Below are 18887 nucleotides of genomic sequence, written 5' to 3' on the forward strand. Positions count from 1 at the left end.
TGGCTATTTAGCGGAGTGGGTACTCCGCTGTTATGGGTTTACCATTGGGGTGATAATGATAACGGCGGTTCCTGTAATACTGAAATTTGCTCTTTGAAGCCTAATACTTGATTTTCCCAGTATTTAGGATCGCCAAACCAAGGAAATGCTAATGGAAATGCGGGATCTTGCCATCGTTTGGCTAACCAAGCCATATAGTGCACCATTCGCAACCCTCGTAAAGGTTCAATGAGCTTTAACTCTGATGGGTTAAAATCGCAAAACTCTTCATAACCTTCTAATAAGATGTCCAGTTGCACCAGTTTTTCTTGTCTATCGCCATTTAATAACATCCATAAATCTTGAATGGCTGGGCCATTTCTCGCATCGTCTAAATCGACAAACATTGGGCCATCTCGCCATAAAATATTACCTGGGTGACAATCTCCATGTAGACGAATTGGATTGAAATCGTTGTTCCAATTGTCTTCGATCCGATTGATCAGCATGTCGAGATCGCTAAAAAAGCTGCGTTCTAAATGTGATGGTATAAAGCTTGACGATTGTAATAACTTACGTGGTTGGTAAAGGTATTCATCGAGGCTAAGAGTAGGTCGATGTTGGAAAGTGTTTTTTCGACCAATATTATGTATTCGCCCCATAAAGCGTCCCACCCATTCTAGATGATTTTCGTTATCAACTTCGAATTGTCTACCGCCAACACTTTCAAATAACGTAAAGAAGTAACCTTGGTATTCATGAAGAGTACGACCATTGATAATACAAGGTGGAGCAACAGGAATCTCTTGTTCGAGTAACTCAAGGGTAAAATCATGTTCTTCTTGGATCTGTTCGATTGTCCATCGTTGTGGGCGATAAAACTTAACCACATAACGTTGTTTTTCTTCATCTACAAATTGGTAAACACGATTTTCGTAGCTATTGAGCGCAAGTAACCCTGACTCAGCTTTGATGCCAATACTTTCTATTGCGTACCACATAAAATCGGGTGTTAAAGCATCAAAATTAAAGGCAGTATTATTTAATGTGTCTATTTTAATCATAAATGGATCCGTAAATAAAAAGGGCTCTTAGAGCCCTTTTTTTATTTTGTTGCTAGGTGAAGTATGACTAAGTTAAGTATTGCTAGATTAAAGTTTCTTTATAAACCGGCTCTCAACTTCGACAGTAAATTGGTTACTATCGGTGAGTATAAACTGAATTGTGGAAACAGGAGAGTTTAAATTCTCATCTGCTACTCCTAAGCTTATTGGTAAATTGACCACTTCACCTGGTTCTGCTTGGATAGTGTGGCTTCCATACCAAGTCACCTCATTTAACCCAGACACATCGAGAGTATAGGTTTGTGTTTGTTGAGTTTTATTAATTACTTTTAAGTTATAGGTATTTTCGACATACCCTGCCGAGTTGACTTTATAGAGTTGGTTTCTATCCCGTAATACGCTCATTCCTACTGGCTCTACATTGACTACTTGAACAACAAATAGTATGACCATTAGTAGCATAATTCCGCCGTACCCAATCAGCTTTGGTCGCATAACTTTAGTCTGTTTGCCGGATAGTTTGTGCTCAGTGGTATAACTTATTAAGTTTTTTTCATAGCCCATACGATCCATGGTTTTATTACAAGCATCAATACAAGCACCACAGTTTATACATTCGTATTGAAGTCCATCGCGTATATCAATACCAGTAGGACAAACCTGAACACATAAGTCGCAATCAATACAATCGCCTAGGCCTAATTTTTTATGGTCTGCTTTACGAGAGCGTGGGCCTCTCGCTTCGCCTCGTTGTTGGTTATAACCAACAATAAATGTGTCGCTATCAAACATAGCAGACTGAAAGCGGGCATAAGGGCACATGTGAAGACAAACAATAGAGCGCATCCAAGCTGCATTTGCATAGGTACATACGGCAAAAAATATAACCCAAAAGCTGGCCCAAAAGGTCGCTTCAAAAGTTAAAAAATCGGTCACTAGGTCTTTTATTGGCGAGAAATATCCGACAAAAGTAAAGCCCGTAACCAATGCAATGACTAACCAAGCAATATGCTTGATGGTTTTCCTTAATAGAAGATTTGGCGTCATTTTACCACTATCTTGTTTACGCCTTTTGTTTGCTGACCCTTCAAGTTTTTCTTCGAACCAGATATACATGAAAGTCCAAACCGTTTGTGGACATAAATAACCACACCAGACTCGCCCTAAAAAGGTTGTAATAAAAAACAGTCCGAAAGCAGCTATCATAAATAAAAGCGCTAGCAAGGTTAAGTCTTGGGGGTATAAGGTAGTGCCGAAAAAATTAAATTGCTGGTGGCCAATATCCAGTAATATGGCTTGCCTTTCTCCATAAGGGATCCAAGGTATTAAGCCAAATAAAAGTAACAAAAACCATGCACCATATCGCCTGAGTTTCTGGAAGGCTCCCTTGCTTTCTCTAACATAAATTCCATCACTAGGATTAAACCTATCTTTTTTTCCTTTGTGTGTTTTAGGGTTAAATGTTTTGGGAGTCACATCTTTTATATCTATTTTATCTTGACTCATGAATGGTCCTTTTAGGCTTTATTAAAGCGCTATTTAGCTTATTTGACATTACTTTTTATGCTTAGAATATTTATTAGATTTTGATTATATACTTGTTAACAGTTTTGTTTCTTTATTGATGTCTATTTTTAACAAAAATTTCCGGCGTATCATAAAAGCAACACTAGAGAGTGTCGCTTTTATTGGATATTATTTTCTTATTTAATGATACCGCGTGCTTTTAATATGGCGGTTTTGAAATCATCTTCTTGGTCTTTTGCTAGTCCTGGGATCATTTCATTCTTGGCACTATTTCTCATTTTTAGATGGTAGATAAGAACATCGTCTGTCAAATCTTCAAGGTTTCCCTCGTATCCAGCTTCTTTACATAATTTAAGTATGAAAGGAATCAAGTTGGTTTCAGGATCTTTTTGCCATTCAGGGTGAAGTAATTCAATTACTTCATTAACTCGGTGACACTTCATTATTTCTCCACAATTTTTAGGCAGTTTATTGCCTACGTTACCAAATAGCGCGCAAAGAAAAAAGCGCAGTATTTTAGGCTACGCTTTTTTAATTATGCTGCTTTAATAACAAATTATTTACTTTGCTTAATGGTTACGTTTTTTTCTACCAATGTCTTTGCAGGCTTTGGTGATTTTGCAACGGGAGCAGAAACAATTCCGCAGCGACGTAAAGACACGCTTCTAGTGGTGCGTGAAAACCTGACAGATGTTGGTCGCATCAAAATACCTACCAGTCAGGCAACTCCTTTGCCAATTTAATGGCCTGATTATTTATGAGATAAATCTCTTTGGTATAAGCCGTTCCGAAAAATAATCAGGAAAATTGATATGCGTACATATCAATATAAATAATATCACTTAGGTAGGATCTTATCGAGATATGGCTCAAGAATGTACATTTTTACAATAAATAGTCATACGTAGTGAAGTTAAGTTACTTTTACTATTTAGTGGTTCGTTTTTTTGTTTTACAGTAGATATTATCAATGCGTCATACCCTTAAGGAGCAAGTTATGTCATTTCTGAAAAAAACTTTAGCGAGTTTTGGTATCGGTTCAGCGAGGGTTGATTCAACTTTGCAGCAAGAATTTATACTACCAGGTGAAAAGGTTAGCATTTTAATTGAGGTGTATGGAGGCGCTACAGCGCAGGATATTGATAATATAGATTTGAAAATATTTTGTCGCTATGTGGATGAAGTTCCAATAGATAATGATAAAAATAGTCATAACTCTCATGCAAGGAGAACCAGACGCGTTCCCCGTAATTATGTCCTCGCTCGTTGGCAATTGCCTTATGCTTTTACTATTGAAGCGGGTCAACACCGAACATTTGATGCTCAGCTAGACGTTCCAATGAATACGCCTGTTACTATAGGTGACACCAAAGTTTGGCTCGAGACTGGATTAGATATTTTGACTGCCAAAGATCCAACTGATAAGGATATGTTGACTGTAAGGCCAACGCCTATTTTGGATGGAATTTTTTCTGCTTTAGAAGAAGAAGGTTTACGGATAAGACAAGTTGAGTGCGAAGCAACCAAGGGTTTTACCTTGCCTTTTGTGCAAGAATTCGAATTTGTGCCAACTACAGGGCCATTTCATGGGCGTTGGAGAGAGCTAGAGATCGTTGCGTATCAGCATGAAGCAGAACTAGAGCTTTGGTTTGAAATAGATAGGCAGAAAAAGGGAGTAGGAGGAATGTTGTCAAACTTACTTGGTACAGGGAAATTGAAAAGAAATTTGTGCATTCCGCAAAATATCAAAGCTGAGGATGCCGGTAAAATGGTTGTGGATTATTTACAAGAAACCACTTGATCAAGGCTTTTATGTTGCTCTTATTTCAGCTTACACTTGTAAGCTAAACCTGTCATACTGAGTATATAGTTTCGTTTCAGGTTTGTTCTTTTCAGGAAAATCGAATGTCTACCAATAGTGAGTGTGAATACAGCCGTAATGAAGAAATAGCCAACAGCCTTTCGCATTTATTAGGTGTTATGTTTGGTTTGGTGGCTTTTGTACTGTTGCTTGATAAGGCGTTTGAAAACAATGCAGATGCGCTAACAATAGCGAGTATGGTTGTTTATAGCTTTAGCATTATAGTGTTGTTTCTGGCGTCAACACTTTATCACTCGATACCTAACCCTAAGATAAAACGTACTTTAAAATTAATTGATCATTGTGCTATTTATCTATTGATTGCAGGTAGCTATACCCCTTTTTTGTTGGTTGGTTTAAGAACACCATTATCTGTTGGCTTAATGGCGGTTATTTGGTTACTTGCGGTGTGTGGGGTACTGTTCAAAATCGTTTTTATCTCTAGGTTTGAAAAGTTATCACTGGCGACTTATCTTACAATGGGTTGGTTGTCTTTGGTTGTCATTTATCAATTGGTTGTCACGATACCATTAGGTGGAGTGGTTCTTTTAGTTGTTGGAGGAGTGATTTACTCTCTGGGTGTTATTTTTTATATGCTAGATAGGATGCCATTCAATCATGCAATTTGGCATGGATTTGTTCTTGCTGGATGCATGAGTCATTTTTTAGCAATTTACTATTATGTCGAACCTATTTAGCCGAAGTTAACCTAATTTAGTCAAATGCTGATACTAATTTTAGTTCTTTTAGTTCTTTTTGTTCTTTTTGTTCAATAGGTTGAAATTTATGTGCGCCAAAAAGCAGGAAAAAATAGTACAAGAATAGTGAGTATTTCCAAACGACCCATTAACATCCCCAAGCTTAATATCCATTTGGCCACGTCAGGTAGTGTTGAAAAGTTACCTGTTGGTCCAATAACCGTACCCATTCCAGGCCCAACATTCGCAACAGCAGTAATGGAGCCTGAAATACTAGTGGTTGGGTCTAAGCCAATCGCTGATAGACAGCCGGCTATTATTATTATCGTCGCAAAAAAGGTAATGCCAAACGCAACCATAGAACGAACAATGTCATCATTTACCGGGCGTTTGTTGTAGCGTTGTACAAAAACACCAGAAGGGTGGATCAATTTCATCATTTGCTTATTAAACAAACTCATGGCTATTTGAAAACGGAATATTTTGATTCCGCCAGATGTTGAACCAGAGCATGCTCCTACCAACATAAGAAAGGCAAAAAGTACGGTTGGTAATGCGCCCCATGCGGTGAAATCTTCTAATCCGAAACCAGTGGTGGTGACTATCGATACAATATTGAACATTGAGACTCTAATCGCATCTGAAAAGTTGTAGTGGTTGTGAAGGATCAACCAACTTGCAACAATCATACTTGTAACAATAAATAGCAGTGTAAAGCCCCTTACTTGCGCATCTTGATAAATAGATGTCAGGGTTTTATTTCTTACTGCGCTTACAAAAAGTAAAAATGGTAAACCACCTAAAAACATAAATAATGTTCCGACCCAGTGAGCGCCATTTGAAAAATGATTCATCGAGCTGTCAGAGGTGGAATAACCGCCGGTTGATAGCGTAGTGAAGCTATGGTTTATTGCATCGAAAAAACCCATTCCGGTTATCAAGTAGCTAATAACACAGGCAGTGGTTAATGCTAAGTAAACAGAAACAATATTTTTTGCGACAGTTTTTGCTCGCGGATCGCTTTTATCTGACCAATCTGAAGATTCAGTTTGGAATAGCCGCATTCCACCTACATTTAACATAGGTAGAATTGCTACCGCCATGACAATGAAACCAATACCACCTAGCCACTGTAGAGTTGAACGCCACAGTAATATACTGGGAGCCATTGTATCTAAATGACTTAGAACAGTAGAGCCCGTCGTGGTAATGCCCGACATGGTTTCAAAATAAGCGTCAGTGAAGCTAATATGATTTATAAATACAAAAGGCAGAGCGGCAAACACACTGGATATCATCCAAACTAACGAGGTAATAAGAAACATATCTCTTACCCCAAGTCTAAACGGTTTTGTTTTACCGAAAGATAAACAAAGAAAAGCGGCAAGGTGAGTAATAATCACCGCTTTAGAAAATTCCAGAAAACCGTCCGTACCAGAAAAGAAAGCTACTAAAGTGGGGATATACATAAATAAAGCGAGTTTGGATAAAACTAACCCTATAACAAATGTAATCGGACGAAAGTTAACCATGATTGATACTTTCCTACAAAAAGAAAGGACTTGGTTGGAATAGTAATTCTACGTCAGGTACATATTTCTTATCTACTAGGAACATAACCACGTGATCATCTTGCTCTATAACGGTTTTATCGTGAGCTATCATGACCTGTTCTCCGCGAACGATTGCACCTATTGTTGTTCCTGGTGGTAATTTTAATTCACCAATTGGTCTTCCGACAACTTTAGAGGTGGTTTCATCCCCATGAGCTATCGCTTCAATCGCTTCTGCTGCACCACGCCTCAGTGACGAAACATTAACAATATCCGCTCGTCTAACATGTGTTAATAGAGCAGATATTGTTGCTTGCTGTGGTGATATAGCGACATCAATGACACCACCTTGCACCAAATCTACGTAAGCACCTCGTTGTATTAACACCATCACTTTTTTAGCCCCCATACGTTTAGCAAGCATGGCCGACATTATGTTGGTTTCGTCTTCATTAGTAAGGGCAATAAAGGCATCAACCTGATCAATACTTTCTTCTATAAGTAACTCTTGGTCTGCCGCATCGCCACAAAATACGATGGTTTTTTCTAGTTCTTCAGAGAGCTTTTCTGCACGATTAAAGCTGCGCTCGATAAGCTTTACACTATAGTCTTGTTCTAGGCGTTTGGCTAAGGACGATCCTATATTACCACCACCGACTATCATGATTCGACGATAAGGCTTTTCTAGCCTCTGTAATTCACTCATGATTGAGCGAATATGGAAGCTATCTGCAACAAAAAATACTTCATCATCGGCTTCAATAATGGTTGTTCCTTGAGGCCGTATTGCTCTTCCTTGCCTAAAAATTGCTGCTACGCGAGTATCTATATGTGGCATATGATCACGCAGTGTCGAAAGAGCATTGCCGACTAAGGGGCCACCATAATAGGCTTTTACTGCTACTAAGCTGACTCGTTTATCTGCAAAACTGACAACTTGAAGCGCTCCGGGATATTGAATGAGTCGCTCTATATAGCTAGTCACTAACTCTTCAGGGGCTATTAGATGGTCTACTGGAACTGCACCAGAATGAAATAGTGCTTCTTTTTCTTGTAAATACTCATGAGAGCGGATTCGAGCGATACGATTTGGTGTATTGAATATAGTAAAAGCTATTTGACAAGCAGCCATATTGGTTTCGTCTGAGTTAGTTACCGCTACTAACATATCGGCATCTTGAGCACCTGCTTCACGTAAAGTCCCTGGGTGACTTGCATGGCCATTAACTACTCGTAAATCATATTTATCTTGAAGCTCTCGTAGACGGTCACTATTTTTGTCTACAATGGTAATATCGTTGTTTTCACCAACCAAGTTTTCAGCAAGTGTACCTCCAACTTGACCTGCTCCAAGTATAATGATTTTCATAATGTTATGATCTCTTTTAAACCATTGTTTAGTTGTTTAAGCTGATATACGGTCTTGTTTTCACCAGAACATCATTAAGCGAGTTTTTTGATAACGGCATAATAAAAACCGTCCATATCTTCTTCACCTGGCAGAATCTGTCTGCCAGGATTTGCCCGGTCCGAATCAATCAAATCTGCATTTTTTGTCCTACTGAGAAAGTTGATAACTTGTTGAATATTTTCTTGCGGAGTAATAGAGCAAGTAGCATAGACCATGGTGCCGCCAACTTTTAATTGTGACCACATTGCATCAACGATCTCTTTTTGTAGCTCAGCTAGCGCTTCTATGTCATCGGCTCTACGTAGCCACTTTATGTCGGGATGACGACGAATAACGCCAGTGGCAGAACAAGGAGCATCAAGCAGTATTCGATCAAATTTTTCGCCCTGCCACCACTGTTCTGGTTTTCTTGCATCGGCACAAATAACTTTTGCTTCGAGTTTAAGACGCTCTAAATTGTCATAAACTCGTTTGAGTCGAAATTCGTCACAATCAATGGCAACAACTTGACTGTTCTTTGTTCTTTCTAATATATGAGCAGTTTTTCCACCAGGAGCTGCACAACAATCTAGAATCAGCTCATTGTCTTGTGGTTTTAAAAAATCCACCGACAATTGCGCTGCAGCATCTTGCACTGAAACCCAACCTTGATCAAATCCGGGTAAGTTGGTTACATCACAAGGCTTATCTAGCTTCAGCGCATTTCTTGCTTCTGAATGTACCGTAGCAGAGATATCTTGTTGTTGTAAAAGAGCTAAATATTCATCACGGCTATAATGTTGTTCGTTTACTCTAAGCCACATTGGTGCTTTATTATTGTTTGCAGAAACAATGGTTTCCCAATTATTTGGATAAGCTTGTTTAAGTAATTTCAGTAGCCAGCTAGGGTGGCCGTATTTACCTGCATCATGACTAATGGCCAGTTGATCTAACTCTTCTTGCTTACGCTGATAATTGCGTAAAACAGCATTAATAAGACCTCTTAAGCTTTGGCCTTTTAGGTTCTTAGCTGCTTCAACCGTTTCACCTACTGCGGCATGGGCTGGAATTCGCATAAAACTTAATTGGTAAATACCCACAAGAATTAAATGATGAAAAACTCGCCTTTTACCTTTTAAAGGGCTATCCATAAGTTTGTTAGCTGTGCTTTCAAGCCTAGGCAAATAACGAAGGCAGCCATAACATATCTCTTGAAGTAAGGCGTGATCACGCGGCTTGATAGTTTGTTGAGCAGCAGGAAGCGCGGTAGATAAAGATTGCCCTTTGTCTATAACTTGGAAAAGCACTGTGGCTGCGGCAGCACGAACATTCATTAATAAAAACCTAATTTAAGTATGCCGATGTTCATTATAAACTCACATCGATAATGTCTAAAAATAACTAACCCAATTCCTTAGTTAGTATTGTCCATTTCTAATTTAATTGACTGCCAACTTCAAACCAGTTACTGCGAGCATTAAGAACATCTTGCACAGACAACGCTTTTTTACCTGGAATTTGAATCTGTTCTAATACCAAAACAGATTTTCCTGTGGTTACGTATATGCCGGTTTTATCTGCTTTTAGTATCGTCCCTGCTGTTTGGTTGTTTGTTATATGTTCTACTCGGCTGCGCCAAACTTTGATGTTGTTATCAGCAATCGAAAAATAACTCATTGGCCAAGGATTAAAGGCACGAATACAACGTTCGATGAATTCAGCGTCTTGAGACCAATCAATTTTAGCCTCTTCTTTGGATAATTTTTTTGCATAGTTGGCTAAGGCATCATCTTGTTTTTCAGGTGACACCTGAGAGTTTGCTATGTCAGATAAGCATTCAATTAATGCTGTTGGACCAAGTTGCGCTAACTTATCGTACATAGAAGCACTTGTGTCATCTGCCTCTATCGGTAGCTTAGCTACTTTGAGCATGTCACCAGTATCTAGTCCAAGGTCCATTTGCATGATGGTTACACCAGTTTCGGCATCGCCCGCCCATATGGAACGTTGAATAGGAGCCGCTCCGCGCCAACGAGGAAGTATTGAACCATGAACATTGATGCAACCAAGTTTTGGTGTGTCTAATACTACTTGGGGAAGCAGTAGTCCATAGGCGACAACGACCATAATATCCGCGTTCAGCTCTGCAAGCTGTTGCTTTGCTTCGTCTGATTTGAAATTTTCTGGTTGAAAAACAGCGATATTATTTTCTAAAGCAATATTTTTAACTGGGCTTGCTGTCAGTCTTTTACCTCGACCCGCAGGTCGATCTGGTTGTGTGTATACGGCTATAACCTTGTGCTCTGAAGACAACAACGCCGCCAAATGGCGGGCGGCGAAATCGGGTGTGCCAGCAAAGACAATACGTAATGATTGACTCAAAGAAACCTCGTTATTCGTTGTTTTTTTCGTTGAAACGCTTAATTTTTTGCAACTTATCTTTAATTCGCTTGCGCTTTAAAGGTGATAAGTAATCAACAAAAAGCTTACCTTCTAAATGGTCGAGTTCATGCTGGACGCAGATCGCTAGTAGGTCATCCGCGTCAAAGGTAAATTCTTCACCATCACGATTTAAGGCTTTGACGGATACTTCAGATGCTCTTGGTATCAAAGCTCTTGAACCTGGAACGGATAAGCAACCTTCTTCTATACCATCTTCCCCTCGTTTTTCTACTATTTCGGGGTTGATCAACACTAGCGGTTCATCTCTTGTATCTGAAACATCGATTACTACAACTCTTTGGTGAAAATCTACTTGAGTTGCGGCTAGCCCTATACCTTCTTCTTCGTACATGGTTTCAATCATGTCGTCGATGAATTTATTAAGCTCTGGTGTTATTTCTTTTACCGGCTTTGCTACTGTTCGTAGGCGATCATCCGGGAATGTTAAAACTTGTAGTACAGACATATATAACTCGAAAAATTGAACTGTATCGAAACAGCTAAACGTTTAATGGCACAATTCTAGACATTTTATGCTTGGAATGACAGCATCCTTAATTCTAATAATAAAGATGACAAGACATTATCTTATTATTTTACCCTTTTTTGCCTCTTTTAGTATTTTTTTTGCTCTTTTCTACTTTCTATAATGATTTTTATATGCAAACTTAGCCGAAAGGTGCAGTGTAAATGAATGAAAATAAGCTTTCAGCATGGTTAACATTAAGTTTTACCCCTTCCATTGGGAGTAAAAGTTTTAGCAAATTAGTCGCTATAGATTCAGTCGAAAATATTGTTAATTATCCTACCAAAAATTTAGAAATGCTTGGTTTTAATAATTTGCAAATAGATTACATAAAACATAAAGCGAAAAAAGAGATTGAAGCTTGTTTATTTTGGCAACAACAATCCCCTAGCCATAGAATCATTACTTTATTAGACAGCGAATACCCTAGGCTTCTTAAACAGATAAATCTTCCGCCACCAGTTTTGTTTGTTAAAGGAAAAATCGATGTTTTATCTGAACCTCAAATTGCCATCGTAGGAAGCAGAAACGCCAGTGTTGATGGACTCAATAATGCTAAATTGTTTGCAGGCGATTTGGCTCGCAAAGGAATAACCGTTACCAGTGGTATGGCTTTAGGCGTAGATGGCCATGCACATGATGGCGCGTTAAAGTCTGGTGGCGAGACGATCGCGGTTTTAGGTTCAGGTTTAAATAATATTTATCCCGCTAAGCATAGGGTGTTATCAGAAAGAATTGTAGAAAATGGAGCGCTAGTTTCAGAATTTAGGCCGAATGGTGTGGCGAGACCGGAAAATTTCCCGCGTAGAAATAGAATTATTAGTGGTTTATCGATGGGAGTGTTAGTAGTTGAAGCAACCAAAAAAAGCGGTTCATTAATTACGGCCCGGTATGCAATGGAACAAGGAAGAGAAGTGTTTGCTTTACCTGGATCGATCCATAATCCATTGGCTAAAGGTGGAAACGCATTAATCAAAGATGGGGCAAATCTTGTCCAGTCCTCTAATGAGATGCTTAAAGAAATAGACGTCTTACTTAATTGGTCGTTAAATAGCCAGAAAGAGCTTTTTGCTGATGAAGTTAGTAATGAGCAATTGCCATTTTCTCTCGTCTTGGCTAACGTAGGAGAGGATGAAGCAATATCAGTTGATATTTTGGCACAGAGAACCCATATTTCTGTACATGAAATTATGATTCAACTTTTGGAGCTTGAACTTCAGGGGCAAGTCGCTGCTGTATCTGGCGGGTATATTCGAACGAGGAGGACCTAACAATGATGGACATTTTGATGTATTTGTTCGAGACCTATATCCATAGTGATGTAGAGTTAATGGTCGACCAAGACGAACTTGAAGATGAACTGTTACGAGCAGGATTTCATCAGGAAGAAATATATAAAGCGTTAGATTGGCTAGAAGATTTAGCCGCACTTCAGCAAACGGATCAGCGCTCAGCTATCGCAAAAGGAGCTTCTACTTCAACAAGAATTTATACTACAGAAGAGATGCACCGTTTAGACGTAAAAAACCGAGGTTTTTTACTGTTTCTTGAACAGGTAAATGTACTCACTACCGAAACCCGTGAAATGGTTATTGACAGAGTCATGGGGTTAGAAACTCAAGAATTACAACTTGATGATTTAAAATGGATTATCTTGATGGTGTTATTTAACGTACCCGGTAATGAAAATGCTTATACGTTAATGGAAGAATTATTGTATACCGCAGAAACGGGAATACTACATTAACTTCAACATCTAAGGTATGTATGAGTGCAAAGATAAATAATCAGTTGTTTGAAGCACACGAGCAAGCGCTTGAGCATGGTGAGTGCCCATCTTGTTCAAAGACTCATGGCGGTGAATTGATCTTACGCCATGGTAAGCTTGGGCCATTTTTAGGTTGTAGTCGTTACCCTGAATGTGACTACATTAAGCCTTTACATCATAACGATGGACACATAGTCAAATATTTAGGTGTACCTTGTCCTGAATGTGGTGAAGAGTTAGTTCTTCGCCAGGGTCGGTATGGCATGTTTATTGGTTGTCATGGCTACCCTGATTGTCAACATATCGAGTCCCCAACCCATACTACGGAAACTAATCAGGAAGAGTTACAATCAATCAGTTGTCCTGAATGTACCAAGGGAAAACTTGTCGAAAGACAGTCACGATTTGGTAAAACTTTTTGGGCTTGTGATAATTATCCTAGTTGTAAGTTTGCGATTAACTCAACGCCTGTACAAGGTCAATGTGAACAATGTCACTTTCCATTGTTGGTTGAAAAAAACAGCAAAAAAGGTAAAAGCATTCAATGTGCTAGTCGTAAGTGTCAACATATACAAAAAATAAACGGCGCCTAATGCGCCGCTTTAGTGTGAATATTTATTGTTAAATTGATTTTTCGTTAGCTTGTTGCTTTATGACAAATTGTCTTAAAGCAGGGTAAACTTCAGGATCAAGAGTATTTGACAGTGTAAGTAAATACTCACTTAGCTTTGCTTTATTATCAGCACTAACATTAATATGCCCCATTTTTCTTCCCGGACGTTTTTCTTTTCCATACCAATGTACATGACATGCTGGCTGTTTTAATACATCGATTGGTACGCTATCTTCACCGAGAATGTTGATCATAGTGGTCGGGCGAATTAATGATGCGCTTCCAAGTGGTAATCCACACACTGCTCTGAGATGGTTTTCAAACTGACAAACTTCGGCACCTTGCTGTGTCCAGTGACCAGAGTTATGAACGCGAGGCGCTATTTCATTGACTAATAGATCGCCAGCAACATCAAAAAACTCTATTGCGAGTACGCCAACATAGTTAAGCGTTTCTGCAACGTTGGCGAACATCTCTTTAGCTTGGGCTTGCAGATCAATATCAGTTATCGCAGTAGAAATTGAGAGAACACCATTAGTGTGAATGTTTTCGGCTAATGGATAGACTTCTATTTCTCCATCTTTTCCTCTGGCTCCAACAAGAGAAACTTCACGGTCAAATGGAATGAATGCTTCTGCAACGATGGCTTGTTCTGGAGATTCCGCTATACAATCTGCTAATTCAGGCCATAGGTTATCAGCATCAGACAATGACATTAGTCGCCATTGACCTTTTCCGTCATACCCTCCTAACGTGCTTTTTAAAACCATTGGAGCGCCGACTATCTCTAATGCTTGAGCGAAGTCTTGCTGACTATTGATTATGTGGTATTTAGCGTTTGCAACCTTTGCTTTATCTAAGAGTGCTTTTTCTAGTCGACGATCGCCACCAATTTTTATTGCTTCGGTACTTGGTAAAAATCTTCCGCTTGCTTGGCAAATATTTAAAATGTCATGTGGAATGTGTTCAAACTCAGCAGTGATTACATCTGCTTGTTGAATGGCATTATCAAGTCCATGACCCAGTACCGCTTGAGTTAGTGGGTGAACAATTTTTTCACTTGTTACGTCAAACGCAGAAATTTTAATATTAAGTGGTGCACCAGCAAGAGCCATCATTCTAGCAAGTTGCCCAGCGCCTAATACAAGAACATGCATCATTAATCCTCGGCAGGGTTTGGGTTGGCTAAAACGGTGTCAGTTTGCTCATTGCGAAAGGCTTCGACTTTAGCCATTACGTTTTCATCACTTGTACCGATAATTTGCGCCGCAAGTATACCGGCATTAGCTGCACCTGCTTCACCTATGGCTAGAGTTCCAACTGCAATGCCTTTAGGCATTTGTACAATAGATAATAATGAATCCATCCCTTTCAACGCACGAGATTGAACCGGAACCCCTAATACTGGAATACTGGTAAACGCTGCTGCCATGCCTGGCAGGTGAGCCGCACCACCCGCGCCAGCAATAATAACTTTTAATCCACGTTCTTTGGCACTGTTAGCGTAATCTGCTAATAATTGTGGCGTACGATGTGCTGAAACAACTTTTGTTTCATATGGAACTCCAAAAAGATCAAGCATCTCCGCAGCAAGTTTCATTGTTGGCCAATCTGACTTTGAACCCATAATAATTCCGACTTTCATGTTTAACTCCTACAGATTTATGATAATGCGCGGATATTTTTCGCGCATTATAAGGTTAAAACGGCGCAAGGAAAACGTTTGCGTCGGTTATTTTTGTTTCTTGTAAAGATTTACCGTAACTTTCGATAGGCTGTAATGGTTGATATTGTTATAACCGTGAGTAAAGTGGCACTGCTCAACTTTTATTTGTTCCAAGTAGATGGGTATTATGTCTGATTGGACTAACTTAGGTGAAATAAATTTAGTCGCTTGGACAAAGAATTTGTACACTAAACAAAATAAAGAATAATTTGAATAGATTTATGACTCATTTTAACCAAGTTAACCTTGATCAAGTTGTTAATGCCCTACATAACGGGGATGTCATTGCGTATCCTACCGAAGGTGTTTTCGGTGTTGGTTGTGATCCTGATAATGAGATGGCAGTTAAGAGACTCTTACAAGTGAAAAACCGGTCGGTAGATAAAGGACTGATATTAATAGCCGCTTCCTATCAACAGGTTCTACCTTATATTGATGAATCTAAACTGACCAAAAAGCAATTAACAGAAATAAAAACTACATGGCCAGGCCCTGTTACGTGGGTAATGCCAGTCAGCACTAAGACATCAAAATTAGTCACAGGTAAGTTTAATTCAGTCGCGGTGAGGGTCACAGATCACCCTTTAGTTAAATACCTGTGCACCTTGTTTGATAAGCCTATTACCTCAACCAGTGCAAACTTATCTGGTATGCCGCCTTGTATGACTACGTCTGAAGTGCGAAATCAGCTTGGTCAATCGGGTGTAGTTATTCTATCGGGTGAAACGGGTGGGCGAAATAAACCTTCAGAGATACGAGATGCAGTAAGCGGAAAAATTTTGAGGCAAGGTTAATTAGGTCTTTGGTAATAAATAGTGTTTGTATTGATAAAGGTTAGGTATGTCCACGGTAAATAAACAAGCAGTAAAGTCATTTCTTTTGCAACTGCAAGATGATATTTGTCAGCAACTTGAACAAATCGACGGTAAAGGCAAATTTGAAGAAGATGCTTGGCAAAGAGAATTAGGTGGTGGGGGAAAAACTAGAGTACTTAAATCTGGTGACGTTATTGAACAGGGTGGCGTTAATTTTTCTCATGTATTTGGTGATAAAATGCCTGCTTCAGCAACGGCTCACCGACCAGAATTAGCAGGTCGAAAATTTGAAGCTATGGGAGTATCTTTAGTTCTCCATCCAAATAACCCTTATGTTCCAACATCTCATGCAAATGTCCGCTTTTTTATTGCCGAAAAAGAAGGTGAACAACCTATTTGGTGGTTTGGAGGAGGATTTGACCTTACTCCATTCTACCCTTTTGCAGAAGACTGTGTTTACTGGCATCAAACGGCAAAATCTATTTGTGACGATTTTGGTGAAGGCGTTTACTCTAAGCATAAAAAATGGTGTGACGAGTACTTTTACCTACCACATAGAAATGAAACTCGCGGCGTCGGCGGATTGTTTTTCGATGATTTAAATTCATGGGGTTTTGATAAGAGTTTTTCTTACATTAAAGCCGTTGGTCAAGGTTTCACTCGCGCTTATTTACCTATTGTGGAAAAAAGAAAAGAGATCCAATACGGAGAACGAGAACGCCAATTTCAACTTTACCGTCGTGGACGCTATGTTGAGTTTAATTTGGTTTATGACAGAGGAACATTGTTTGGTTTACAAAGTGGCGGAAGGACAGAGTCTATTTTAATGTCGATGCCTCCTTTAGCTCGTTGGGAGTATGATATTCAATTAGAACCCAATAGCCCTGAAACTGAGCTCTATAGAGATTACCTTAAAGCTAAAGAGTGGATATAAATTATTGTCGATAAGAGATGGTTTTATTATTTGGCCTTGTTAATTACAAGACCTGGGCTTCAGTGATTGAAAAGTCTCTGTACTTTAAAATTAGAGGGTTATAGACTTTCTCCTTAAAAGTTCAGGTTAGGTAAGAATATGGCTAGCACTATTGATAAATACGTAGTATTTGGTAATCCAATTTCACAAAGTAAATCTCCATTTATCCATACACTGTTTGCAAGGCAAACGATGCAAAAGATGCAGTATTCTAAATGTGAACCTGAGGAAAATGGTTTTTTAGCTGCTGTGACCGCATTCTTTGAACAAGGTGGAAGAGGTTGTAATGTCACTGCACCATTTAAGGAAGAGGCGTACCAATTCGCCGACCGGTTGACTGAGCGTGCAAAATTAGCGGGCGCAGTAAATACGCTTAAAAAATTAGATGATGGCGAGATTATTGGTGATAATACTGATGGCGAAGGATTGGTTCAAAACCTCCTTCAATATCAGGTTTCGTTGAAAGATAGCCGTATTTTATTATTGGGTGCTGGTGGTGCAGCCAGAGGAGTAATAAAACCCCTATTAGACCAACAACCTTACCAACTTACTCTAGTTAATCGTACCGTTGAAAAAGCAGAACAACTGGCAGAAATATTTATGCCGTTTGGTAAGATTAATGTTGAGCATATGGACCGGGTAAATGCGCCTTTTGATTTAGTTATCAACTCAACTTCCGCTAGCTTATACAAACAACTACCGGATGTGAGCAGCAGTATATTTAGTCCTACCACAACCGCATACGATATGAGTTATGGAGCGGGTATGACGGTATTCAATCAATGGGCGAGAAACAATGGTGTTGCGCAAGCATATGATGGCTTAGGGATGTTGGTTGGTCAAGCGGCTGAAAGTTTTATGTTGTGGCGTGGGTTACGTCCTGGAACCAAGCAAATATTACGTGAACTCAGAAAAAACTTAGAAGGCCTGTAATGAATCAAGCTATTTTGTTTGCTGATATCCAAGATTGGAATGATGAGCTGAATATCGTCGAGTTCTATGCTCAGAATGCAGGTACGTTAATAGAATGCAGCATTTCTAAACAAAAATTAGCCGCTATTTCTGGTGTTAGAGAGATAAACTCATCTAACGCAGTGAATATTTTCTTGCAGTATCGTTTCGATATAGAAGAAATAGCAGAAGATATGATCGAAGATGAGCAGTTTAATCATCTCGATCAAATCCAAATTAGATAACAGGTTTCATTTCTAAAAGGTAATTATTTTTGGTTTCGACGTAATTACTAGCAGATTTTTTCAAAAACGCTCGTTCGTCATTAGTTAACCGTCTTACCTGTTTTACTGGAGAGCCAACATATAGATAGCCACTTTTGAGTACTTTATTGGGCGGAACTAAACTACCTGCGCCAATCATGACATCGTGTTCTATTGTTACTCCATCTAATACGATAGCCGACATACCAACAAGAACCCGATCTTGAATGACGCAACCATGTAACATAACTTTGTGCCCAATAGTGACATCATCGCCGATAATAAGCGGAAATCCTTCGGGATTTTTTTCGGATTTGTGGGTAACATGCAACACACTGGCATCTTGTATATTTGAACGACGGCCAATAGATATAGAATTAACATCGCCTCGAGCCGAAACAAATGGCCAAATGCTCGAATCCTCTCCGATTGCTACTTGTCCAACTAATATAGCACTTGTATCTATATAGACATTTTCTCCAATGTCTGGTGATATTCCTTTATAACTCTTTAAATTAGTCATAGTTTATCCTTTGATAAGTGAGTAAATAGAGTATAGATAAAGAGTAAAGTGAGTAAAACTAGTCTTTAGTGGACAAAAACTGTTCGAACAGTAAAAAAATCAGTAAAAAGTGCAAAAAGAGGTTGCCAATGTGATTCAGCTCTCTATAATGCGCCTCACTGACACGGCAGAGCCCACAAGGGTTACCGCTAAAACCAGTAAGACGAGCTGCTTGA

At 39.2% G+C, this 18887-nt stretch carries 21 protein-coding genes; 9 read left to right on the forward strand and 12 right to left on the reverse strand.

The features are described 5' to 3' along the window. Positions 1–38 precede the first annotated feature (38 nt). From R3X26_RS15075 to R3X26_RS15090, 4 genes are all read right to left on the reverse strand, one after another. A complete protein-coding gene (locus tag R3X26_RS15075; protein WP_317718149.1) occupies positions 39–1043 on the reverse strand; it encodes a serine/threonine protein kinase in 1005 nt (334 codons plus the stop codon). Positions 1044–1130: 87 nt separating this feature from the next. Continuing rightward, a complete protein-coding gene (ccoG, locus tag R3X26_RS15080; RefSeq protein WP_317718150.1) occupies positions 1131–2549 on the reverse strand; it encodes a cytochrome c oxidase accessory protein CcoG in 1419 nt (472 codons plus the stop codon). A 197-nt stretch (positions 2550–2746) separates the two neighbouring features. Beyond that, positions 2747–3013, reverse strand: coding sequence for a YihD family protein (locus R3X26_RS15085; RefSeq protein WP_317718151.1), 267 nt, complete (start codon positions 3011–3013; stop codon positions 2747–2749). A 113-nt stretch (positions 3014–3126) separates the two neighbouring features. Beyond that, on the reverse strand, positions 3127–3273 hold the full coding sequence (locus R3X26_RS15090; RefSeq protein WP_317718152.1) for a hypothetical protein: 147 nt from the start codon (positions 3271–3273) through the stop codon (positions 3127–3129). 294 nt (positions 3274–3567) lie between these two features. Between R3X26_RS15090 and R3X26_RS15095 the strand changes: the two genes are divergently transcribed. Further along, positions 3568–4371, forward strand: a complete 804-nt coding sequence (locus R3X26_RS15095) for a sporulation protein (protein WP_317718153.1) — start codon at positions 3568–3570, stop codon at positions 4369–4371. 104 nt (positions 4372–4475) lie between these two features. Beyond that, the gene (trhA, locus tag R3X26_RS15100; RefSeq protein ID WP_317718154.1) at positions 4476–5129 is read left to right on the forward strand and encodes a PAQR family membrane homeostasis protein TrhA; all 654 of its coding nucleotides are present in this window, start codon (positions 4476–4478) and stop codon (positions 5127–5129) included. An 86-nt stretch (positions 5130–5215) separates the two neighbouring features. Here the strand turns inward: trhA and R3X26_RS15105 are convergent, their stop codons facing one another. From R3X26_RS15105 to def, 5 genes are all read right to left on the reverse strand, one after another. Next, positions 5216–6661: a TrkH family potassium uptake protein gene (locus tag R3X26_RS15105; RefSeq protein ID WP_317718155.1), complete on the reverse strand. Its 1446-nt coding sequence runs from the start codon at positions 6659–6661 to the stop codon at positions 5216–5218. Between the two features lie 13 nt (positions 6662–6674). Beyond that, the gene (trkA, locus tag R3X26_RS15110) at positions 6675–8051 is read right to left on the reverse strand and encodes a Trk system potassium transporter TrkA (RefSeq protein ID WP_317718156.1); all 1377 of its coding nucleotides are present in this window, start codon (positions 8049–8051) and stop codon (positions 6675–6677) included. A gap of 74 nt (positions 8052–8125) precedes the next feature. Further along, entirely contained in the window at positions 8126–9406 is a 1281-nt protein-coding gene (gene rsmB, locus R3X26_RS15115) for a 16S rRNA (cytosine(967)-C(5))-methyltransferase RsmB (RefSeq protein WP_317718157.1), read from the reverse strand. A gap of 100 nt (positions 9407–9506) precedes the next feature. Further along, positions 9507–10454 carry a methionyl-tRNA formyltransferase gene (gene fmt / locus R3X26_RS15120; RefSeq protein WP_317718158.1) on the reverse strand — a complete coding sequence of 316 codons (948 nt, stop codon included), beginning with the start codon at positions 10452–10454 and terminating at the stop codon, positions 9507–9509. A 10-nt stretch (positions 10455–10464) separates the two neighbouring features. Next, positions 10465–10980 (reverse strand): peptide deformylase, encoded by a 516-nt coding sequence (gene def, locus R3X26_RS15125; RefSeq protein WP_317718159.1) that lies wholly within the window; start codon positions 10978–10980, stop codon positions 10465–10467. Positions 10981–11204: 224 nt separating this feature from the next. Here def and dprA point away from each other — a divergent pair, with 224 nt between their 5' ends. Genes dprA through R3X26_RS15140 form a run of 3 tightly spaced genes read left to right on the forward strand, consistent with a single transcriptional unit; the run spans position 11205 to position 13401 of the window. Continuing rightward, positions 11205–12311 (forward strand): DNA-processing protein DprA, encoded by a 1107-nt coding sequence (gene dprA / locus R3X26_RS15130; RefSeq protein ID WP_317718160.1) that lies wholly within the window; start codon positions 11205–11207, stop codon positions 12309–12311. 2 nt (positions 12312–12313) lie between these two features. After that, complete coding sequence (locus tag R3X26_RS15135) at positions 12314–12787, forward strand: DUF494 family protein (RefSeq protein ID WP_317718161.1); 474 nt, start codon at positions 12314–12316, stop codon at positions 12785–12787. Between the two features lie 20 nt (positions 12788–12807). Further along, entirely contained in the window at positions 12808–13401 is a 594-nt protein-coding gene (locus R3X26_RS15140; protein ID WP_317718162.1) for a type I DNA topoisomerase, read from the forward strand. A 28-nt stretch (positions 13402–13429) separates the two neighbouring features. Here the strand turns inward: R3X26_RS15140 and R3X26_RS15145 are convergent, their stop codons facing one another. Together R3X26_RS15145 and purE are read right to left on the reverse strand one after the other, a co-directional pair. Further along, on the reverse strand, positions 13430–14578 hold the full coding sequence (locus tag R3X26_RS15145; protein ID WP_317718169.1) for a 5-(carboxyamino)imidazole ribonucleotide synthase: 1149 nt from the start codon (positions 14576–14578) through the stop codon (positions 13430–13432). 2 nt (positions 14579–14580) lie between these two features. After that, entirely contained in the window at positions 14581–15066 is a 486-nt protein-coding gene (purE, locus tag R3X26_RS15150; protein ID WP_317718163.1) for a 5-(carboxyamino)imidazole ribonucleotide mutase, read from the reverse strand. Between the two features lie 302 nt (positions 15067–15368). Between purE and R3X26_RS15155 the strand changes: the two genes are divergently transcribed. The 4 genes from R3X26_RS15155 (at position 15369) to R3X26_RS15170 (ending at position 18131) form a co-directional block, all read left to right on the forward strand. Further along, the gene (locus R3X26_RS15155) at positions 15369–15941 is read left to right on the forward strand and encodes an L-threonylcarbamoyladenylate synthase (protein WP_317718164.1); all 573 of its coding nucleotides are present in this window, start codon (positions 15369–15371) and stop codon (positions 15939–15941) included. A 46-nt stretch (positions 15942–15987) separates the two neighbouring features. Beyond that, the gene (gene hemF, locus R3X26_RS15160) at positions 15988–16896 is read left to right on the forward strand and encodes an oxygen-dependent coproporphyrinogen oxidase (RefSeq protein ID WP_317718165.1); all 909 of its coding nucleotides are present in this window, start codon (positions 15988–15990) and stop codon (positions 16894–16896) included. 138 nt (positions 16897–17034) lie between these two features. Then, complete coding sequence (gene aroE / locus R3X26_RS15165) at positions 17035–17868, forward strand: shikimate dehydrogenase (RefSeq protein WP_317718166.1); 834 nt, start codon at positions 17035–17037, stop codon at positions 17866–17868. Beyond that, complete coding sequence (locus tag R3X26_RS15170) at positions 17868–18131, forward strand: DUF1488 domain-containing protein (protein WP_317718167.1); 264 nt, start codon at positions 17868–17870, stop codon at positions 18129–18131. Before aroE ends, R3X26_RS15170 begins: the two co-directional genes overlap by 1 nt. Here the strand turns inward: R3X26_RS15170 and R3X26_RS15175 are convergent. Continuing rightward, complete coding sequence (locus tag R3X26_RS15175) at positions 18124–18672, reverse strand: gamma carbonic anhydrase family protein (protein ID WP_317718168.1); 549 nt, start codon at positions 18670–18672, stop codon at positions 18124–18126. The two genes, R3X26_RS15170 and R3X26_RS15175, sit on opposite strands and share 8 nt — an antisense overlap. Between the last annotated feature and the right edge of the window lie 215 nt (positions 18673–18887).

The organism is Vibrio sp. TH_r3 (assembly GCF_033101115.1).
In the GTDB taxonomy this organism is placed as follows: Bacteria; Pseudomonadota; Gammaproteobacteria; order Enterobacterales; family Vibrionaceae; genus Vibrio.

Coding starts and splice junctions, on each gene's coding strand:
- R3X26_RS15075 (WP_317718149.1), bottom strand. CDS start 1,043: ATGATTAAAATAGACACATTAAATAATACTGCCTTTAATTTTGATGCT.
- ccoG (WP_317718150.1), bottom strand. CDS start 2,549: ATGAGTCAAGATAAAATAGATATAAAAGATGTGACTCCCAAAACATTT.
- R3X26_RS15085 (WP_317718151.1), bottom strand. CDS start 3,013: ATGAAGTGTCACCGAGTTAATGAAGTAATTGAATTACTTCACCCTGAA.
- R3X26_RS15090 (WP_317718152.1), bottom strand. CDS start 3,273: ATGCGACCAACATCTGTCAGGTTTTCACGCACCACTAGAAGCGTGTCT.
- R3X26_RS15095 (WP_317718153.1), top strand. CDS start 3,568: ATGTCATTTCTGAAAAAAACTTTAGCGAGTTTTGGTATCGGTTCAGCG.
- trhA (WP_317718154.1), top strand. CDS start 4,476: ATGTCTACCAATAGTGAGTGTGAATACAGCCGTAATGAAGAAATAGCC.
- R3X26_RS15105 (WP_317718155.1), bottom strand. CDS start 6,661: ATGGTTAACTTTCGTCCGATTACATTTGTTATAGGGTTAGTTTTATCC.
- trkA (WP_317718156.1), bottom strand. CDS start 8,051: ATGAAAATCATTATACTTGGAGCAGGTCAAGTTGGAGGTACACTTGCT.
- rsmB (WP_317718157.1), bottom strand. CDS start 9,406: ATGAATGTTCGTGCTGCCGCAGCCACAGTGCTTTTCCAAGTTATAGAC.
- def (WP_317718159.1), bottom strand. CDS start 10,980: ATGTCTGTACTACAAGTTTTAACATTCCCGGATGATCGCCTACGAACA.
- dprA (WP_317718160.1), top strand. CDS start 11,205: ATGAATGAAAATAAGCTTTCAGCATGGTTAACATTAAGTTTTACCCCT.
- R3X26_RS15135 (WP_317718161.1), top strand. CDS start 12,314: ATGATGGACATTTTGATGTATTTGTTCGAGACCTATATCCATAGTGAT.
- R3X26_RS15140 (WP_317718162.1), top strand. CDS start 12,808: ATGAGTGCAAAGATAAATAATCAGTTGTTTGAAGCACACGAGCAAGCG.
- R3X26_RS15145 (WP_317718169.1), bottom strand. CDS start 14,578: ATGCATGTTCTTGTATTAGGCGCTGGGCAACTTGCTAGAATGATGGCT.
- purE (WP_317718163.1), bottom strand. CDS start 15,066: ATGAAAGTCGGAATTATTATGGGTTCAAAGTCAGATTGGCCAACAATG.
- R3X26_RS15155 (WP_317718164.1), top strand. CDS start 15,369: ATGACTCATTTTAACCAAGTTAACCTTGATCAAGTTGTTAATGCCCTA.
- hemF (WP_317718165.1), top strand. CDS start 15,988: ATGTCCACGGTAAATAAACAAGCAGTAAAGTCATTTCTTTTGCAACTG.
- aroE (WP_317718166.1), top strand. CDS start 17,035: ATGGCTAGCACTATTGATAAATACGTAGTATTTGGTAATCCAATTTCA.
- R3X26_RS15170 (WP_317718167.1), top strand. CDS start 17,868: ATGAATCAAGCTATTTTGTTTGCTGATATCCAAGATTGGAATGATGAG.
- R3X26_RS15175 (WP_317718168.1), bottom strand. CDS start 18,672: ATGACTAATTTAAAGAGTTATAAAGGAATATCACCAGACATTGGAGAA.